Source organism: Pseudalgibacter alginicilyticus (assembly GCF_001310225.1).
Lineage (GTDB): Bacteria > Bacteroidota > Bacteroidia > Flavobacteriales > Flavobacteriaceae > Pseudalgibacter > Pseudalgibacter alginicilyticus.
On record NZ_CP012898.1, the window covers coordinates 3,880,905 to 3,899,919 of the forward strand.

Annotated in this window: 16 protein-coding genes; 7 read left to right on the plus strand and 9 right to left on the minus strand. The window is 32.1% G+C overall.

Going from position 1 to position 19,015, the window contains the following annotated elements:
- Nucleotides 1–12: 12 nt before the first annotated feature.
- On the minus strand, nt 13–1,410 hold the full coding sequence (fumC, locus tag APS56_RS16135; RefSeq protein WP_054730778.1) for a class II fumarate hydratase: 1,398 nt from the start codon (nt 1,408–1,410) through the stop codon (nt 13–15).
- A 197-nt stretch (nt 1,411–1,607) separates the two neighbouring features.
- Here fumC and APS56_RS16140 point away from each other — a divergent pair, with 197 nt between their 5' ends.
- The 3 genes from APS56_RS16140 to APS56_RS17060 all read left to right on the plus strand — a co-directional run bounded on the left by APS56_RS16140 (nt 1,608) and on the right by APS56_RS17060 (nt 3,186).
- Entirely contained in the window at nt 1,608–2,249 is a 642-nt protein-coding gene (locus APS56_RS16140) for a peroxiredoxin (RefSeq protein ID WP_054730779.1), read from the plus strand.
- Nucleotides 2,250–2,458: 209 nt separating this feature from the next.
- On the plus strand, nt 2,459–2,842 hold the full coding sequence (locus APS56_RS16145) for a VOC family protein (RefSeq protein ID WP_054730782.1): 384 nt from the start codon (nt 2,459–2,461) through the stop codon (nt 2,840–2,842).
- A 176-nt stretch (nt 2,843–3,018) separates the two neighbouring features.
- The gene (locus tag APS56_RS17060) at nt 3,019–3,186 is read left to right on the plus strand and encodes a hypothetical protein (protein ID WP_098946186.1); all 168 of its coding nucleotides are present in this window, start codon (nt 3,019–3,021) and stop codon (nt 3,184–3,186) included.
- A 102-nt stretch (nt 3,187–3,288) separates the two neighbouring features.
- Here the strand turns inward: APS56_RS17060 and APS56_RS16150 are convergent, their stop codons facing one another.
- The 6 genes from APS56_RS16150 to APS56_RS16175 form a co-directional block, all read right to left on the minus strand.
- Complete coding sequence (locus APS56_RS16150; protein WP_349267620.1) at nt 3,289–5,811, minus strand: TonB-dependent receptor; 2,523 nt, start codon at nt 5,809–5,811, stop codon at nt 3,289–3,291.
- Between the two features lie 89 nt (nt 5,812–5,900).
- Nucleotides 5,901–6,242 (minus strand): arsenate reductase (glutaredoxin), encoded by a 342-nt coding sequence (gene arsC, locus APS56_RS16155; protein WP_054730789.1) that lies wholly within the window; start codon nt 6,240–6,242, stop codon nt 5,901–5,903.
- The gene (locus APS56_RS16160; RefSeq protein WP_054730791.1) at nt 6,242–6,859 is read right to left on the minus strand and encodes an HAD family hydrolase; all 618 of its coding nucleotides are present in this window, start codon (nt 6,857–6,859) and stop codon (nt 6,242–6,244) included. The genes arsC and APS56_RS16160 overlap by 1 nt, the downstream gene beginning before the upstream one ends.
- A protein-coding gene (prfB, locus tag APS56_RS16165; protein WP_157757694.1) for a peptide chain release factor 2 occupies nt 6,856–7,963 on the minus strand; the annotation gives its coding sequence in 2 pieces (ribosomal slippage) (nt 6,856–7,899 and nt 7,901–7,963; 1,107 coding nt in all). The genes APS56_RS16160 and prfB overlap by 4 nt, the downstream gene beginning before the upstream one ends.
- A gap of 459 nt (nt 7,964–8,422) precedes the next feature.
- The gene (locus APS56_RS16170; protein WP_054730797.1) at nt 8,423–10,879 is read right to left on the minus strand and encodes a TonB-dependent receptor plug domain-containing protein; all 2,457 of its coding nucleotides are present in this window, start codon (nt 10,877–10,879) and stop codon (nt 8,423–8,425) included.
- 235 nt (nt 10,880–11,114) lie between these two features.
- Nucleotides 11,115–11,438 carry a YbaB/EbfC family nucleoid-associated protein gene (locus APS56_RS16175; RefSeq protein WP_054730800.1) on the minus strand — a complete coding sequence of 108 codons (324 nt, stop codon included), beginning with the start codon at nt 11,436–11,438 and terminating at the stop codon, nt 11,115–11,117.
- A gap of 143 nt (nt 11,439–11,581) precedes the next feature.
- Between APS56_RS16175 and APS56_RS16180 the strand changes: the two genes are divergently transcribed.
- The 3 genes from APS56_RS16180 to capB all read left to right on the plus strand — a co-directional run bounded on the left by APS56_RS16180 (nt 11,582) and on the right by capB (nt 16,275).
- Nucleotides 11,582–13,651, plus strand: a complete 2,070-nt coding sequence (locus tag APS56_RS16180; RefSeq protein WP_054730803.1) for a S9 family peptidase — start codon at nt 11,582–11,584, stop codon at nt 13,649–13,651.
- Between the two features lie 79 nt (nt 13,652–13,730).
- Nucleotides 13,731–14,768 carry a cysteate synthase gene (capA, locus tag APS56_RS16185; RefSeq protein WP_054730806.1) on the plus strand — a complete coding sequence of 346 codons (1,038 nt, stop codon included), beginning with the start codon at nt 13,731–13,733 and terminating at the stop codon, nt 14,766–14,768.
- Between the two features lie 247 nt (nt 14,769–15,015).
- Nucleotides 15,016–16,275, plus strand: coding sequence for a cysteate-C-fatty acyltransferase (gene capB / locus APS56_RS16190; protein WP_054730809.1), 1,260 nt, complete (start codon nt 15,016–15,018; stop codon nt 16,273–16,275).
- Nucleotides 16,276–16,362: 87 nt separating this feature from the next.
- Here capB and APS56_RS16195 read toward each other — a convergent pair whose 3' ends face one another.
- On the minus strand, nt 16,363–17,487 hold the full coding sequence (locus APS56_RS16195) for a GNAT family N-acetyltransferase (RefSeq protein WP_054730812.1): 1,125 nt from the start codon (nt 17,485–17,487) through the stop codon (nt 16,363–16,365).
- Between the two features lie 24 nt (nt 17,488–17,511).
- Entirely contained in the window at nt 17,512–18,519 is a 1,008-nt protein-coding gene (locus APS56_RS16200; protein ID WP_054731453.1) for a transporter, read from the minus strand.
- Nucleotides 18,520–18,657: 138 nt separating this feature from the next.
- On the opposite strand from APS56_RS16200, the gene APS56_RS16205 reads away from it, so the two are divergent.
- Entirely contained in the window at nt 18,658–18,957 is a 300-nt protein-coding gene (locus tag APS56_RS16205; RefSeq protein WP_432416442.1) for a DUF4834 family protein, read from the plus strand.
- The last annotated feature ends 58 nt before the right edge of the window (nt 18,958–19,015 follow it).

Below are 19,015 nucleotides of genomic sequence, written 5' to 3' on the forward strand. Positions count from 1 at the left end.
TGTTTGTTAGTGCTATTTTAAGCTACCAACCATATCTTCGGGTTTTACCCAAGCATCATAATCTTCTGGAGTTACATAGCCTAATCTTACAGCTTCTTCTTTTAAAGTGGTACCATTTTTATGGGCTGTATTGGCAATTTCGGCTGCTTTATAATACCCTATTTTGGTATTTAAAGCGGTTACAAGCATTAATGAATTGTTTAAAAGCTTTGTAATAACCTCTTGGTTAGGCTCAATACCAATAGCACAATTTTCTTCAAAACTCACACAGGCATTTCCAATTAATTGAGCAGACTGTAAAACGTTTGCAGCCATTATTGGTTTAAACACATTCAATTCATAATGCCCTTGTAAACCACCAACAGAAACTGCTACGTCATTCCCCATTACTTGCGCGCAAACCATGGTTAATGCTTCACATTGGGTAGGGTTTACTTTTCCAGGCATAATTGAACTTCCTGGCTCGTTAGCAGGGATGATAATTTCTCCAATACCAGAACGCGGACCAGAAGCCATCATTCTTATATCATTGGCTATTTTGTTTAATGATACGGCCAATTGTTTTAAAGCGCCATGTGTTTCAACTAAAGCGTCGTGCGCTGCTAATGCTTCAAATTTATTGGGAGCTGTTACAAATGGTAGCTCTGTAAATTTAGCAATGTACTCAGCAACACGTTTACTGTACCCTTTAGGGGTATTTAAACCTGTTCCAACGGCTGTACCTCCTAAGGCTAATTCACTTAAATGTGGTAAAGTGTTTTCTAAAGCTTTAATGCCGTGATTTAATTGAGCAACATAACCAGAAAGTTCTTGACCTAAGGTTAGTGGTGTAGCATCCATTAAATGGGTACGACCAATTTTAACCACATTTTTAAAGGCTTCTGATTTCTTTTTTAAGGTATCTCTAAGTTGTTTTACTCCTGGAATAGTTGTCTCTACAATTTTCTTATATGCAGCAATATGCATACCAGTAGGGAAGGTGTCATTTGAAGATTGAGACTTGTTAACATCATCATTTGGTTGTATAACTTTTTCGCCTTCACCAATAACCTGACCAGCCAATTGCTGTGCTCTATTAGCTATCACCTCATTTACGTTCATGTTACTCTGTGTGCCAGAACCTGTTTGCCAAATAACCAAAGGAAATTGATCGTCGTGTTTACCTTCCAAAATTTCATCGCATACTTGAGCAATTAAATCTCGTTTTTCAATAGGTAATACACCTAATTCGCAATTTGTAAAGGCAGCAGCTTTTTTTAAATATGCAAAACCATAAATTATCTCTAAAGGCATAGAAGCCGAAGGTCCTATTTTGAAATTGTTTCTAGAGCGCTCGGTTTGTGCACCCCAAAGTTTATCGGCAGGTACTTTTACCTCGCCCATAGTGTCTTTTTCTATTCTAAAACTCATCTTGGTAACTATTAAATTTAAGAAGCAAAGTTAATTTATTTGACCTGTATTTATAATGATAATTGTTAGTTTTTATTAGATCTTTTTAACATATATATAACGTCTGAATTTTATGTAGCTATAATAAAATTGTATCTTAGCTATAATGAAGTTTTTTACTTCAAACTAATATTATAAACATAAAAACAAGAAACATCATGGCAACAATTAGATTAGGAGACATTGCCCCAAACTTTACAGCTGAATCAACAGAAGGTACGATCAATTTTCACGATTGGTTAGGAGATGGTTGGGGAATTTTATTTTCGCATCCAGCCGACTACACGCCTGTTTGTACTACCGAATTAGGTACTGTGGCTAAATATAAAGCAGAATTTGATAAACGAAATGTTAAAGTAGTAGCCCTTAGTGTAGACGGATTAGAATCTCATAAAGGTTGGGTAAATGATATTAACGAAACTCAAAATACAACGGTTAATTTTCCAATTATAGCAGATGAAGATAGAAAAGTATCTGAATTGTACGATATGATTCATCCCAATGCTAACGACAAATTAACAGTGCGTTCTGTATTTGTTATTGGAAATGATAAGAAGGTAAAATTGATTATTACTTATCCAGCTTCAACAGGAAGAAATTTTGATGAATTATTACGCGTTATAGATTCATTGCAATTAACAGCTTACCATAAAGTGGCTACACCAGCAAACTGGAATCATGGAGAAGATGTAGTTATTTCACCAGCAATTACCAATGAGCAAATTCCAAACATGTTCCCTAAAGGACATAAAGAGATAACACCTTATTTAAGAATGACGCCACAGCCGAATTTAGATTAAAGAAATAAAATTATATTTTTATTAGCACTGCAATATTTTGTGGTGCTTTTTTTATGCAAAAAAGCTACATGATAGTAAATATTATATTGTGATATGTTTTTTGATATGGAGAAGTTGTTAAAAATAATGTATTATAAATGAGTTAATTATATGTTTGTGGTTAAAGAATATTCTTAAATTTACAGCAAAACTTTTAACAATATTTAATTATGAAAGCAAATAAACCGATAGTTTGGTTTGAAATTTACGTAGATGATATGGAACGAGCTTCTAATTTTTATGAGGCTGTTTTGAATATTACATTAGAAACTATGCCAAGCCCTACTGACGATGCTGTTCAAATGAAATGTTTTCCGGGGGATATGGAAAATTACGGAGCTACTGGCGCTTTGGTTAAAATGGAAGGCTTTAAAGCCGGAGGAAATTCAACTTTAGTTTATTTTGGCAGCGTTGATTGTACAATAGAAGAAGCACGTGTAGAACAAGCAGGTGGTAAAATAGTTACCCCAAAAATGTCTATTGGTAAACATGGGTATATTTCACTGTTTTCAGATACAGAAGGCAATGTGGTAGGATTGCATTCTATGGAGTAATTTTTTCTATTCTTTCAAGTAGAAAACTAATAAGGTTAAATAACTTTAGGTTGCAAAATAAAAATGGTTTGGCGTGTTAGTTATTAATAAAGCTGTTAATAAATTTAAATTTGGTATTGTATAAAAAGAAGCTTTACACTATCTTTGCTTAACATTTTTAAAACACACTTACAATTATGTTTGATTTTGACCAATATTTAGGATTTTTAGCCTTTTTATCGATTTTTACCATTGGTTTTTGGTTGATGCTTTTTTTAACCATTTTTGCAATTCCTTACTGGATTGGTGGTTCTTTGATGGAATTTATTAAGGAAAAGAGAGAAGAAAAGAAAGCGAAACTTTAAGGTTTCGTTACTAAAATTTATAATAATTAAAATTTCATAAAAAAGGGAAGCTTAACATGAGCTTCCCTTTTTTTATATTTATTTTTAAGTATATTAGGTTTTTTAACCTTCAAAATCAAAGTCGTCTCCGCCTCCATTTCCATCACCTCTTTCTCCAGAATCTCTTTTTTTCTGTTGATTGAATCTGTAAGTGAATGACAGATTAAAACTTCTTTGTCTTCGTTGGTATTCAGAATCACTATAAAACTCAGACGTTGTAGATATGCTTTGACGTTTTTGAGAGTTGAAAATATCACTAATATTTAACGAAATAGATGCTGCTTCATTAAACAAATCTTTACTAAAAGCCATATTTGCTGAAAACATACCTTTAGTTTCATTTTGAGCGTCTTCTCGTGGTCCCATATACAATAGCCTAGTTTGCCAATCAATTTCTGAAGGGAGGGTGTATTTGTTGTTCAATCTTACAAACCAGCTTACGTTTTCTGCACCAAAATCGGTACCTTCATAAAAGCCTTTTGTAGTTGAGTGAAATAAGTTAAAATTTCCGTTAATGTTCCATTTTTGGGTAGGTCTGTGAGTGACGGTAAATTCAAAACCAAAACGGTTATTTGTAGCTAAATTAACGGGAGTTCTGTTTATTACTTGAATAAGTGTATATTGACTATTTAAATCGTTAAAATCAGCATCATTGATGTTAACCGTTTGACTCGTATCGTATATGTAATAATCATCACTTCCTTGAGCAATAAATGAAAATACATCTGTAGCATGTTGATAGTAAATAGATGAATTTATAGTTAATTTACCTATTTGGTTTAAATACCCTAAATCAAAAGAGTTTGAATAACTTGGATCAAGGTCTGGATTTCCTTGAAATAAATTGATGGGGCTACTACGAGACGGAAACGGATTGATATAACGAGAGCGCGGACGACTTAAGCGTCTATTGTATCCTAAAGTAAAACTCTGATCTTCTGAAATTTCATAACCTAAATTTAGAGTAGGGAAAAAACCAACATAATTTTTGCGTTCAAAATCATTGGAAGTTAATTGATTAATAGTGATTCTAGATTCTTCCATTCGTAACCCCAGTAAAAAGGAAAATTTCTCTTTGATTTTACTTCCAAATTGCGAATAAACGGCATTAATATATTCTCTATAAATCAAATTGTTGCTTACGTCTCCATCTTCAACAAAATCTCCATTTTCATTAAATTCCAATGAATAATCTGTATTTAGCTCAGAAAAATTACCTCGGTATCCCATTTCAAATTGGCTGTTTTCTCCAATGGGCAAAACATAATCACTTTGTAATAATATGCTGTTTTGCTCTTCAATGGTTTGAACGCGTTCTACTTCATCTCCATTTTGAACTATTAATGACTGTTCTATTTCTTCACTATTCTCATATTGAAAATCAAATGTCAACCTATGATCTATGTTGCTATCAAATTGTTTGTCAAAATTAACGGCGTATTGTATGTTTTTATCAGACTCTTCTTCTGGATCAAATCGAAAGATTGAATTTGTTATGTTTTTATTACTGTCTAATTCATCAGTGAAATTTGTTGCATCATTATTTTCATCACTGTCTCTATAAACTACCGATGTTATAAGTGATGCAGAATCTGTAATATACCATTCAACACCTAAATTTGTGCTGATACCTTTGCTTTTTCTATCAAAATCTCGGGTTTCATTTAAAAAAGTACTGGGTTCACTACCATTAAAATATTCAGTTTCTGTTTTTGAACCGCCAGGAGATTCTCTGTAATTATAACCGGTAGTATTAAAAAAATTAAAATCGCCAGTTCTGTAGTTTATATTTCCAGAAATACCAGCAGAGTTAGGATAGCCAATATTTGTAGTTATTGCGCCATTTAAACCTTGAAGTTTGCTTCTACGTAGTATGATGTTTAAAATACCAGCTGTTCCTTCGGCATCATAACGTGCTGAGGGTGATGTTATTATTTCAACTCTTTCAATGGCATCTGCAGGAAGTTGTCTTAAGGCATCGGTGGAATTTAAACCAACTAAACCAGAAGGTTTTCCATTAATTAAAATACGAACATTCTCATTCCCTCGTAGGGCTACATTACCTTCAACATCTACTGAAACTGATGGAACGTTATCTAAAACATCACTAACGGTTCCTCCACTAACTGTGAGGTCTTTACCTACATTGTATATTTTTTTATCAAGTTTTAACTCAACCGTGGTACGTTCTGCAATAATTTCCACCTCACCTAAAGATTCCATATTAATTGCTAAATAAAAAACACCTAAGTTTTCATCGGCTGTGATTTGTTTATTTTTTATGTTTTGTGTGATGTAAGAAATATATTCAATTGAAATGTCATAAACACCTTTTGGCACGACAACACTAAAATTACCGGAAGCATCAGTGATACCTCCAGTTGTTTTTTTATCTTTATCTACAAGAACAATGGTTGCATATTCAAGAGGGTCACCTGTATCTTTATCAATGACCTTACCAGTAATAGTAACATTCTTTAATGGGTTAGCATATTGATTTACCGATTTTTGACCTTGAGCAAGAATAATATTTGGCATAATAAGTAATGCCAGAATAAATAATAAAAGAGCAGATTTGTTCATCATAAAGTTACTTTAAGAAGTATTGACCCCAAAAATAACCTATGGTTTAATGCTTGTTAGTTAAAATCTTGTTAAGAGTTTACTTGCGTTTCTTAAATGATTTCAAGAATTTTTTCAGGAGGTCTCCCAATTACTGCTGAATTTCCATTTATAATAATAGGCCGCTCAATTAATTTTGGGTTTTTAATCATTGCTACAATGGTTTCTTCATTGCTTAAATCTTTGCCTTTATAATCAGACTTCCATACAGCTTCATTTTTTCGAACTAAATCTATGGGTTCAATTTTTAAAAGTTTAATAATATTTGTTAATTCCTTTTTGTCAGGAACATTTTCTAAATATTTTATAATTTGGAATTCTTTGCCAGATTTTTCTAAAATTTCTAATCCACATCTAGATTTGCTACAGCGGTTGTTGTGATAAATTTTAATCATTATAAATGAATATGATAAGTTTTTAATTGTTGAATGAGTAATTCAGGGGTTTTAAAATGAACACCATTAATGCCTAAATTATTAGCGGCTTCAATATTTCTTATATTATCGTCAATAAATATTGCATTTTCGGGTTTAATACTAAATCGGTTTAAAGTAATGTCATAAATATCCTTAAATGGTTTTCTTGTTTTTTCATCACCAGAAACTACAATACCCTCAAACCACTTTAAAAATTCAAAATGTTTTTGGGCTATAGGAAAAGTTTCATTGCTCCAATTGGTTAGCGCTACTATTTTGTATTGATTGGAATTTACGAGCTTATTTAAAATTTTAACGGTCCCTTCAATAGAGCCTCCAAGCATGTTTTCCCATTCGCCATAAAATTTTTCAATATAGGTTTTATGTTCAGGGAATTTTTTAATTAAATCCAGAGTCCCTTGTGCTAATGGATAACCAGCATCTTGGTTTTCGTTCCAATCGCTGGTGCAAATGTTATCAAAAAACCACTGCATTTTTTTTCTATCGCCATTAAAAGCATCTAAAAAAACATATTCAGGATTCCAATCAATAAGCACGCCGCCTAAGTCAAAAATAAAGGTGTCTATTTTGGTCATAGCGTGTCGCTTTCTTCTTTTTGTCCCATCATCATTAAATATGATTTTAAAAACTCGCCAATATCTCCATTCATTACAGCATCAACATTACTGGTTTCATGAGCGGTTCTAACGTCTTTTACAAGTTTGTAAGGTTGCATAACGTAGTTTCGGATTTGGCTTCCCCATTCAATTTTCATTTTTCCAGCTTCAATGTCTTCACGTTGTGCCATTTGTTTTTGAAGTTCAATTTCATATAATTGTGATTTAAGCATTTGCATGGCTCTAGAACGGTTGTCGTGTTGCGAACGGGTTTCAGAGCATTGAATTTGAATGCCTGTAGGTTTGTGCGTTAGCTGTACTTTAGTTTCAACCTTATTTACATTTTGACCACCAGCACCACTAGAACGCGCTGTTGTTATTTCAATGTCCGCAGGATTGATGTCAATTTCAATAGTGTCATCAACAAGAGGGTATACATATACTGAAGCAAAACTAGTATGACGCTTGGCATTGCTATCAAATGGTGAAATCCTTACCAGTCTATGAACACCATTTTCTCCTTTAAGCCAGCCAAAAGCAAAATCGCCTTCAATTTCTAAAGTCACAGTTTTTATACCAGCCACATCGCCTTCTTGGAAGTTAAGTTCTTTAACTTTAAAGCCACTTTTTTCGGCATACATTAGGTACATTCGCATGAGCATACTTGCCCAATCGCAACTTTCGGTTCCTCCAGCACCAGCTGTAATTTGTAGAACAGCGCTTAAACTGTCACCTTCTTCAGATAACATGTTTTTAAACTCTATATCTTCTAAAAGAGTAGTGAGTTTATGGTAATGATTTTCAACTTCTTCTGCAGTATATTCACCTTCTTTGTAAAACTCATAAAGAACTTCTAAATCGTCAAAAAGAGTTTTAGCATTATTATAGTCTTCTACCCATTTTTTTTTGACACGAAGTGATTTAACAATAATTTCAGCAGCTTTAGAATCGTTCCAGAATTGAGGGTCGAACGTTTGTTCTTCTTCGTTTTGTATTTCTATAAGTTTGGCATCTACGTCAAAGATAGTGCCTAATAGCTTTTAGGCGGGGTTTAAGATCTTTTATTTGATCGGATGTTATCATAGTAGTTATGTTTTACAGCAAAAATAGACATCTGATTTTTAAAAACAACAATAAAAAAGATAATATTAGGGAAGTAATATATTTCAATATTTTATTTTTTGATTTGAGAAAATTCAAATTTATTTGATGAAGTTATAGAAAATAATTTCTCTTATTTTGAAAACGTAAATGACAGTCTAACGATGCAGATGTATTTGTATAAAAGAAAGTTTTGATGTCTATGGGATTGAAATAAATGTAACAACATGTAGGTTTTACCTACTTCATAATTTATTTAGTAGGAGGTATTTCATTAAATGGATCATTGAAGAATGTATGTAAAATAAAGAAATCTCAAATTGTGAAAATTGGAAACAAGATTTTTTAATATTGAGATATGACGATGAAATTTTAGTCGAAAATTATTTGAGTTAAAGTGATTTAGACTGAAGTTTTAAAATGTATATAGGTTATTAGCTTTTATTCAACTGTAAAAGTATCTACTTTATAAAAAGGTAAGCCCGTTTTTGAAATGCCTTCGATTTGAATTAGATAGCGCCCCTTAGCATCGGAGGTGAAAAATGAAATATTTTTACTGCTGTTTTCGTCAATTTTAATTTCAGGTTCCCAGTGTAATGTGGTTCTAATATCAGCCTCCATAAATTTATTAAAATCATCTAAATGATTTGGAGCATAAAATGTTCGGGCTGTGTAAAATCCTTTTGCTGTAAAGTCTATAACTCCAGGTTTTCTTTTTATTCTAGTGTTTAAACCATATTGATTTTTTGTGTAGATAGCTATTATACCTCCAGCAGAGTCAGAAAACATAGAGGCACTTGCGCCAGTTAAAATATCGATAAATGAAATTTCATCAGAGCTTATAGACTTTATAAAATCAACATCTACGGTCATGTTGTCTATCATTATTTTAGGGTTGCGTCCTCGTATGGATATACCACCTCCTAATGCAGCAACTCCAGGCATACGGGCAACTAAATCGTATGCTGTTTGTGCTCCAAATACAGACATGCTACTTTCTAAGTCGAGTCTGTGACTAGGGAACCCATACAGGGTTCTTTCATTCATTTGTTTTTCTCGTTTATCTTCTTGTTCTTTTTTATTAGCTGTAATAACTATTTCGTCTAATAATTGTCTTTTTTGTTCAAATTCTTTTTTAATTTCATCCATATATCTGGATATTTTTAAAAAAGCGTCATTTTTAGTATACTCTGATACATTATTTTCTTCTCGAATTCTATTCACTTTAGGACTTTCTATTTCTTTGTCAAGCATAATAGATAGTTCTCTAAATTTTGGTTCTTCTGAATTAAAGCTTACTAATCTAGCTTCAATAAGTACAGGGATGGAATCGAAAAAAGCATATGGTCCAAATTTAAATTTACCATCTGTAGATTTTTGTATGGGCTCCTGTTCAAAAGGTGGTTTAACAAAAGTTAAGCGAGATAATGCTGGTGTAATGGTGTAGGGAGGTTTTAATAATTTTGTATTTCCAGAAATGTAAATCCCTTTTTCAGCAGGAAATTGGCTTTCTGAGTTTTTATCATATAATAATTTTTTCCAAGTAAAGCGTCTCCATCCATTGGTGAGCATTAGCAAGTCTATTAAATAGCGTCTTTTGTTTATGTTTTTTTCATTAAAGAAATAGTTAGGGTCTTTTATCTCTCCTCTTAAATCAGAATTTAATAAAAGCCAAGTTTTAATATTTTCTGCATTTTTATCATGTGGAAAAGCATTTAGATCCATCACACTCATGGAGAGGTAGCTAGGAAGGTTGTTGCCTTCATAATCTTTGACGTTTATGCTTATGTTAAGTGGTTCTTTGGTTCCTAATGATGCTTTGTCTTTTTGAATATCAACGGTTACTTCATTTTTTTTATTTTCAATAAAAACGAGTCGTTCACAGACTGGATTTCCAGAAGCATCAAAGAGGGTGAAGTGTGTAACACCATCATTTAAATTGGCGGTTACAAGTTTTAATAAATATTCGTTTGTATTTGTTGATTCAAATTTATCAATAATTAATTGCCCGCGTTGATGCCCTACCAAGTAAGTTTGGTATAAGGTATTAGGTGCATTAGTTTGCACTTTAATAAAAATGTGATCGCCATTATTAATTATATTTAGTACATGCCCGTTAGGCAATGCTTCGGGTAAAGGGTAAGAGTACTCAGAGTCATTAATATCAACATTTGCAAAATAGGATTTATTTGATACAGGGACAAAGGCAAATTTACCAAGACCAAATTTCGAGGTATTGAATTGAGTAATAAATTGATTGTTCTCGTCAACTATAGTTCCTTTTATAGGTATATCATCATACAAGTTGTTTTTAATTTTTATAGCTACTTCACATTTAATATTTTCTATTAAATCACCTCCTTCTGGATAAAAAGTTAAGTCTGGTTTTTCAAGAAATACATTGTCTTGCCTTTCATTAATGGGAATCGATTTTTGTTCTAAACTATCATTTGAGTTAGGGGATAAAATTGGAATTTTCTTTTGAAAAAAATAATCAGGATCACTATTTCTCATGTAGTTGGTATAGGCTCTTAATAAATAAGTGCCTTCATTCCAATTTTTGTCAATTTTAAAGTCGCCTGGAATGGTTACATCAGCAGTAAATAATTTCTTTTTGCCAACAATACTATCTTTTTCATTAATCAATTCTACATAGAAAATATAGCTTTTTGGGTTCGCTTTATGTGCAATTCCATCCACTAAATATCCTGTAAACCATATGTCTTCACCAAGAGAATAGTAAGGTTTATCGGTATGTACGTAAATCTTTTCTGGAGCATCTTGATTAGCATATTCTTGTAGTTTTTCTTTAACAAGTTCGGTAAAAAAATTATCACTTAAAGCAGTAAATGAAGTTATTACAAGAATTAATAAAGCGAAAGGAATAATTTTTTTCATTTAGCGTCTTTTAATATTGTAAACATGCTTACTCAATAAGAAACCAAGAGCTTATAGCATAGGTTTTTTTTAATTGGTAAAATAAGTTTTCTTTTAGACTGCAGTTTTTGGAAAAGGTTTAGTTTTTATTTGTAAGAATTTGTTGTGTAGACTAAACTCCTTTGTTAAAAAAACAAGGGAATAATTAAAGAGGGTTTAAATAAGGGATAAACAGATAAACTTTAAAAGTCTTGTATTATTTAAACATATCCAATCCAGGAATGTTTGGCATGCCTTCTTTGGCAACAGCAGCTAATTCAGCCTCGTTTACACGAGTAGCTTTTTCAATAGCTTTATTTAACGCTAAAATCAAATAATCTTCAAGTTGTTCCTTATCTTCTATTAAACTATCATCAATGGCAATGGACTTAATGGTTCTATTAGCTGTTATTGTTACTTTCAGTTTGCCATCAGTACTTTGTTCGTCAATTAAAACAGTATCTAATCGTTTTTTAGTTTCCTCTACTTTTTTCTGGGTTTCTTTAAGTTTTCCCATCATGCCCATCATATCTCCAAACATAATTTTTGTGTTTTTAATTTCAATACAAAATTATTAAAATTTAGTTAAAAGTACTTACAATACTATTTAAAATGAAAAACGAGCTCATTATATTATTCTTAAGCACTATTTTTGCACCTTCTTAAAAAAAAGGAGTTATTAGTATGACAGATCAAGTAAGCATGATAAAACCACCGATAGCAAAAAAAAAACCACATAAACTAAGTATTCATAATGATGTTAGAATAGATGATTACTACTGGTTAAATGATAGAGAAAACCCTGAAGTTATAGATTATTTGAATGCTGAAAACAACTATACTAAAAGTATGATGCAACATACAGAAAGTTTTCAGAAAGTTCTTTTTGAAGAAATGAAAAGTAGAATTAAAGAAGATGATACTTCGGTGCCTTATAAACTTAATGGATATTGGTATATAACCCGTTATGAAACAGGAAAAGATTATCCTATTTATGCTCGAAAAAAGGAGTCTTTAGACGCTAAAGAAGAAATTTTATTTGATTGCAATGTCTTGGCTACAGGTTTGGCCTATTTTAACTTAGGAAGTATTTCAATTAGTCCAGATAACTCTATGGCTTGCTTTTCTACAGATACTGTAGGGAGACGCCAATACACCCTTCAAATTAAAAATTTGCTTACAAACGAAATCTATAACGACGAAATCTTAAATACAACAGGAGGTGCAACTTGGGCAAACGATAATAAAACTTTGTTTTATACAATGAAGGATGCTGTTACCTTACGCTCATCTAAAGTTTGTAAGCACATTTTGCATACCGATACAGATAATGATGTAGAAGTGTATTACGAAGATGATGAAACTTTTAATACTTTCGTTTATAAATCCAAATCAAAAAAGTATATTATTATTGGATCATCTAGTACGTTAACGAACGAATATCGTTTTCTAAATGCAGATAATCCAGATGATAAATTTAAGGTGTTTCAAGAGCGTATTCGCGAATTAGATTATAGCATTGCTCATTATAAAGATCATTTTTATGTGATAGCCAATATTGACGGAGCAACCAATTTTAAATTACTAAAAACACCAGAAAATGCTACGGGAAAAGAACATTGGGAAGAAGTTATTCCTCATAGAAAAGATGTTTTATTAGAAGATATTGAAATTTTTAAGGACTATTTGATTGTTAATGAACGTCAAAACGGACTGAATACTATCAGAATTATGCGCTGGGATGGCACGGAAGATTATTATCTGGATTTTCATTCTGAGACCTACACCGCATATATAGGGAATAATCCAGATTTTAATAGTGATATTTTACGGTATGGCTTTAATTCTTTAACATCTCCAAGCTCGGTAATTGACTATAATTTAAAAACAAGGGAATTTGACATTAAAAAGGAGCAAACTGTTTTAGGGGGGACGTTTAAAAAAGAAAATTATGAATCCAAACGTGTTTGGGCAACAGCACGTGATGGTGTTAAAATACCAATGTCTGTAGTTTATAAAAAAGGCATCGAGTTAGATGGAACAAACCCGCTGTTGCAATATGCTTATGGCTCTTATGGATCTACTACAGATCCTTCGTTTTCAACTGTTCGTTTAAGTTTGTTAGACCGAGGTTTTATTTATGTTATTGCTCATATTAGAGGAGGTGAGTACTTAGGACGAGATTGGTATGAAAATGGAAAGTTGTTAACTAAGTTAAATACATTTTATGATTTTATAGATTGCTCAAAATATTTAATAGAACAAAAATACACCTCAAATAAGCACCTATATGCTTATGGAGGTTCTGCGGGTGGACTTTTAATGGGAGCTATAATCAATATGAATCCAGAATTATATCATGGTGTTCTTGCAGCAGTACCTTTTGTAGATGTGGTCACAACTATGTTAGACGATTCTATACCATTAACCACTGGTGAGTATGATGAATGGGGAAATCCAAATGAGTTAGAGTACTATAACTATATGAAATCATACTCGCCGTATGACAATGTTGAAGAAAAAGAGTATCCCAATATACTTGTAACTACTGGTTTACACGATTCTCAAGTGCAATACTGGGAACCTGCTAAATGGGTAGCTAAGCTTAGGCATAAAAAAACAGACACCAATAAACTGTTGTTGCAAACGGATATGGATGCAGGACATGGTGGTGCTTCAGGGCGTTTTGAAAGCTTAAAAGAAGTCGCTTTAGAATATGCCTTTTTATTAGATTTAGAGGGAATTCATGGTTAATAAAAAAAAAAGTTTTATTTTTGCTAAGTTTGAGTTACTAATATTTTTTAAAATTTCTTGTAACTTATAAAAAGCATTTATGAAGCAAAAAAATCAGGTTTTTGATAATGTATTAGATTTAGTAGGTAAAACACCACTTATTAAAGTTAATAAAGTAACATCTGAGTTTAAAGGTCAATTCTATGCCAAAGTAGAATCTTTTAATCCAGGTCATTCTTCAAAAGATAGAATAGCTCTTTATATTATAGAGCAAGCAGAAAAACAAGGGATTTTAACACCAGGCGACACCATTATTGAAACTACTTCTGGAAATACAGGCTTTAGTTTAGCCATGGTTAGTGTTATTAAAGGGTATAATTGTGTTTTAGCTGTCACTTCAAAATCTTCAGCAGACAAAATTGATATGCTTAAAAACATGGGAGCAAAGGTTTATGTCTGTCCTGCTCATGTTAGTGCAGACGATCCAAGATCTTACTATCAAGTAGCAAAACGGTTGCATGAAGAAATAAAAGGTTCCGTTTATATTAATCAGTATTTTAATCAATTAAATATTGATGCGCACTACAACTCTACGGGTCCAGAAATTTGGAAGCAAACCGATGGTAAAATTACGCATCTTGTAGCTTGTAGTGGTACAGGGGGGACTATTTCTGGTACTGCAAAATATTTAAAAGAGCAGAATCCAAATATAAATGTTATAGGTGTAGATGCTTTTGGTTCAGTTATTAAAAAATACCATGAAACAAGAGAGTTTGATGAGAAAGAAATTTATCCATATAGAATTGAAGGTTTAGGTAAAAACTTAATACCAACAGCTACTGATTTTGATATGATTGATGAGTTTGTTAAAGTAACTGATGAAGATAGTGCACATACAGCAAGGCAAATCGTTAAAAGTGAGGGTATGTTTGTAGGGTACACTTCAGGGGCTGCTATGCAAGCTGTTAAACAATTAGGAGAAGAAGGACGATTTAAAAAAGATGATTTGGTTGTTGTTATTTTTCCAGATCACGGATCGCGCTATATGAGTAAAGTTTATAGTGATAAATGGATGGAAGAACAAGGGTTTTTTGATAGTATCAATGTTACTTCGGAAAAAATACAATATATAAAATAACTAATTAATTTATTTTAAAGAGATGGTAATTGTTGTTTTAACAAAATCCGATCTCTTTTTCTCTTTTACTGATAATTGAAGCATAAAAATTATGCTCGAACCATATAAATATTTAATTTTGCCTCAAATTAATCCATTAAAAGCTAAATTGAATATTTCGAAGCAAAATTAATTTGATTTTGTTACAGAAAAGTGTGCAACTTATTGATGTGGTTTTTAGATTTTAATAGCAACAAGATTTACATAAATGAAAGATTTATTCGCAAAAATTTATAAGGATAAAGGACCACTAGGAAAGTGGGCATCACAAGCTGAAGGATATTTTGTTTTTCCAAAATTGGAAGGTCAGATTTCAAATAGGATGAAATTTCAAGGTAAGGATGTTATCACATGGAGTATAAATGATTATTTAGGGTTGGCAAATCACCCTGAAGTGAGAAAAACAGACGCAGAGGCCGGTATTGCATATGGTTCAGCGTATCCTATGGGAGCAAGAATGATGTCAGGTCATACAGATTTGCACGAAAAGCTTCAAGATGAATTAGCTGAATTTGTGGATAAAGAAGCCGCATATTTATTAAATTTTGGTTATCAAGGAATGGTATCTACTATTGATGCCTTAGTTTCTAAGGATGATATTATTGTTTATGATGTAGATGCACATGCTTGTATAATTGATGGTGTACGTTTACATATGGGAAAACGTTTCACATATAAGCATAATGATGTTGAAAGTTTAGAAAAGAACTTAGAAAGAGCCACAAAAATGGCAGAACAAACAGGTGGAGGGATATTAGTGATATCAGAAGGTGTGTTTGGAATGCGTGGTGAACAAGGAAGACTAAAAGAAATTGTAGAGCTAAAAAAGAAATACAATTTCCGATTTTTAGTGGATGATGCACACGGTTTTGGTACGCAAGGGAAAACAGGTGCTGGCACAGGTGAAGAACAAGGTGTGCAAGATGGCATTGATGTATATTTTGCTACGTTTGCTAAATCTATGGCAGGTACAGGAGCTTTTATTGCTGCAGATCAAGAGATTATAGATTATTTAAAGTATAATCTGCGTTCTCAAATGTTTGCTAAATCATTGCAAATGCAATTGGTTGTTGGAGCACTTAAGCGTTTGGAGATGTTAAAAACCATGCCTGAGTTAAAGGAAAAACTATGGGAAAATACAAATGCGTTGCAAAACGGACTTAGAAAAAGAGGTTTTGATATAGGAACTACTCAAAGTTGTGTAACACCAGTTTACTTAAAAGGAAGTATTCCTGAAGCGATGGCATTAGTTAAAGATTTACGAGAAAATTATGGTATTTTCTGTTCTATTGTAGTATATCCAGTAATCCCAAAAGGGTTAATTCTATTACGTTTAATACCTACTGCTACACATACTTTAGAAGATGTAAAAATAACTTTAGACGCTTTTGATGCGATTAGAGAACGATTAGAAAATGGGACTTATAAGCGTTTATCAGCAGCTGTTATGGCGGCTATGGGTGAGTAAGATAATTTCTGATAAATTAAATATTAAAAAATCCGATTTGTTATGAATCGGATTTTTTTGTTTTATAACTGAAAATACTTTTGTCAATTATTTATCAAAAACTCTTTTATATGTTTTTCTACGTCTATAAACTTCAGGATTAAAATGTTTCCAAATTTGCTGAATGGCAATGTTGTCTTCCAATTCGGGGGTTCTATAACAGGTTTCAATACCTTTTTCCTTAAAGGTATTATAATATTCGTTAAAAATAACGGCATGTATACCTTTGTTTTGGTATTCGGGATGAATACCGATTAAATAAAAATTAACATCTTTACTGTGCTTTTTAGCGTCTAAAATGTACTTAAATCCAAAAGGAAGTAGTTTGCCTTTTGCTTTTTGAAGCGCGTTTGCGAAACTAGGCATAACGATGGCAAAACCTATGAGTTTTTCATTTTTATCTATGATGAATTTTATGTATTCAGGATTTATAAAACTGATAAATTTCTTTTTAAAATAAGCTTTTTGTATGTCTGTAATAGCTACAAAAGATGATAGAGATGCATAGCTCTCATTAAATAAATCAAACATTTCATCTACATAAGGCATAACATCACTTGTTTTAGTGAATTTTAATGCTTTAATCTGGTAGCGCTTTTTTATAAGCTCTTGAGCTTTATGGAAAAACTCAGGCTTCACATTGGTAAATGGAAATCTGCTTTCTCTGTATACTTTTTCAGGAATGTATTGGGCGGCTTCATAATGTTTTATGTAATACGGATGGTTGTACCAAGTAACCATGGTTGTTATGTTTTCATAACCTTCAGTTACAACACCAACTTTATCTAAATTAGAAAATCCTACGGGTCCTTCTGCATATTCTAAACCATGTGCTTTACCAATGGTTTCAATTTTATTAAAAAGCGCTTTAGAAACCTCCAAATCGTCAATAAAATCAAACCAACCAAAACGCATTTTTTTTTGGTTTTGTCCGTTGACTTCTAGCCAATTAATAATGGCAGCTATTCTACCTACAATCTCATTGTTTTTATAAGCAAGAAATAAAGTGGCTTCCGCATCATTAAAAACAGGGTTTTCTTTTTTGTTGAACGTTTTTATTTCTTGATTGATAATAGGAGGTGTCCAATATGGAGAGTTTTTGTATATTTTAAAAGGGAATTTAACAAAAGCTTTCAGTTCACTTTTGGTCTTTACTTCTTTTAGTGTAATCATAGGTATGATATCGTATCTGTAGTATTAGTTGAAATTAGAATTTTCTCTTTTTTGTCTTTCCAGTTTTTCGTGTAAAGGTTCGTTTTTTTTCTTATTACGTCTTGATCTTCTATTGCCTTCTTCTTTTGCAGATGTTCCGTTATTTTGATTTGTCATTTCTTTGTCTTTATGGAAATCAAGCCTGTAAGACGCCCCTAAACTTACACTAAAAACAGACGGAGTGTCTTTTGTATTAAACGTTAGAGCTGTATCTAACTGAAAATTTTTCCCCCATAAATAAGCCCCACCAAATCTAAAAAGGTTATCAGCATAAAAATCACTTTGAATCCCTTGGGTTTCGCCAAAAATAACCCAATTAGGATTGAAAGAATGAGTTAAAGTTAAAATATATTGAAAATCAGATTGGTCAGTACCAATGCGGTCTTTAATGAAGTTCATAACAAAAACCCAGCCACCAGAAAAATTATTTTGAGTAGCAACCATCACTTTTGGGCTAAAGCCCTCAATACCAGGAGCCGTATATGGGTTGTTTTCTGTGTCATAATTTGCACCTACATAAACAGAAACCGCAGGTATTAGTGTTTTCCATTTAAATCTTTGGTTTGCTTTCCAGCTATAAAGATTCGGTTTGTCTTCCCCAGCATTTTTATAAGGGTCATAAAGTAAATATTTAGCACCTATTGTAAGATATTTAAAGTTAGCACGAGAATCTTCATAAGGAATATTTGATAAATATGTCTTAGTATCATTTTGAAAAGTTCCTTCTATATTTAATTCCAAGGGTTCCCATAGTAAGCCATAACGGGCTGCAAAATCAACACCCAAACCATCAACTTCTGTACTTAGTGCAGGTGTGCGTTTTTCGTTAATCATATATGGTCCAACTTCAAACTGGACCACATTGGTTCCAACAGAAAAAGCACTTCTAGAAACTCCAGGTCTGTTTGAGTTTATTACGTCGGTATATTGACAGTATGCTATTGAATAAATTAATGAAAAGACTAAAAAAAGAGTAGATTTAAGTGGCTTCATTTTTAAGATTTTATGTGTTGTCTTTAAGTAAGTAGGTGTTTGTAAGTTGCTTTTGTTCGCCATTGGATTCTCAAATATAGATATTTTATAGTTTTTTTATCATTTTTGAACGTTTTTTAAGTGTTTAGAATTGTATTTTTGAAAAAATTTGTTGGTATGTTACAATATGCATCTGCTACTGGGTTAGTAAGAACAATACTAATCATTTTGTTGATTTATTTTGGGGTTAAAATCTTATCTAGATTATTAACACCTTTTCTAATAAAATATGTGTCTAAAAAGGCTGAACAACGTTTTGGTGGTCAATTTGGAGGTTTTCAGAAAAAACAAGAAACAAAACCTAAAAAGGAAGGAGAAGTTACCATTGATAAAATGCCTAATATGAAATCTTCGAACAAAGATGTTGGGGATTATGTGGATTACGAAGAAATAGATTAACAAATAAGTTGATATTTTTCAGAAGAAGGAAAACTCATCATTTAAACGTGTTTGTTTT

What these genes read in the sequence shown, in the direction of transcription:
- APS56_RS16160 (WP_054730791.1), bottom strand. Translation starts at nt 6,859, where the DNA reads ATGACCAAAATAGACACCTTTATTTTTGACTTAGGCGGCGTGCTTATT.
- APS56_RS16180 (WP_054730803.1), top strand. Translation starts at nt 11,582, where the DNA reads ATGACAGATCAAGTAAGCATGATAAAACCACCGATAGCAAAAAAAAAA.
- capB (WP_054730809.1), top strand. Translation starts at nt 15,016, where the DNA reads ATGAAAGATTTATTCGCAAAAATTTATAAGGATAAAGGACCACTAGGA.
- APS56_RS16150 (WP_349267620.1), bottom strand. Translation starts at nt 5,811, where the DNA reads ATGATGAACAAATCTGCTCTTTTATTATTTATTCTGGCATTACTTATT.
- capA (WP_054730806.1), top strand. Translation starts at nt 13,731, where the DNA reads ATGAAGCAAAAAAATCAGGTTTTTGATAATGTATTAGATTTAGTAGGT.
- APS56_RS16195 (WP_054730812.1), bottom strand. Translation starts at nt 17,487, where the DNA reads ATGATTACACTAAAAGAAGTAAAGACCAAAAGTGAACTGAAAGCTTTT.
- APS56_RS16200 (WP_054731453.1), bottom strand. Translation starts at nt 18,519, where the DNA reads ATGAAGCCACTTAAATCTACTCTTTTTTTAGTCTTTTCATTAATTTAT.
- APS56_RS16175 (WP_054730800.1), bottom strand. Translation starts at nt 11,438, where the DNA reads ATGTTTGGAGATATGATGGGCATGATGGGAAAACTTAAAGAAACCCAG.
- fumC (WP_054730778.1), bottom strand. Translation starts at nt 1,410, where the DNA reads ATGAGTTTTAGAATAGAAAAAGACACTATGGGCGAGGTAAAAGTACCT.
- arsC (WP_054730789.1), bottom strand. Translation starts at nt 6,242, where the DNA reads ATGATTAAAATTTATCACAACAACCGCTGTAGCAAATCTAGATGTGGA.
- APS56_RS17060 (WP_098946186.1), top strand. Translation starts at nt 3,019, where the DNA reads ATGTTTGATTTTGACCAATATTTAGGATTTTTAGCCTTTTTATCGATT.
- APS56_RS16145 (WP_054730782.1), top strand. Translation starts at nt 2,459, where the DNA reads ATGAAAGCAAATAAACCGATAGTTTGGTTTGAAATTTACGTAGATGAT.
- APS56_RS16140 (WP_054730779.1), top strand. Translation starts at nt 1,608, where the DNA reads ATGGCAACAATTAGATTAGGAGACATTGCCCCAAACTTTACAGCTGAA.
- APS56_RS16170 (WP_054730797.1), bottom strand. Translation starts at nt 10,879, where the DNA reads ATGAAAAAAATTATTCCTTTCGCTTTATTAATTCTTGTAATAACTTCA.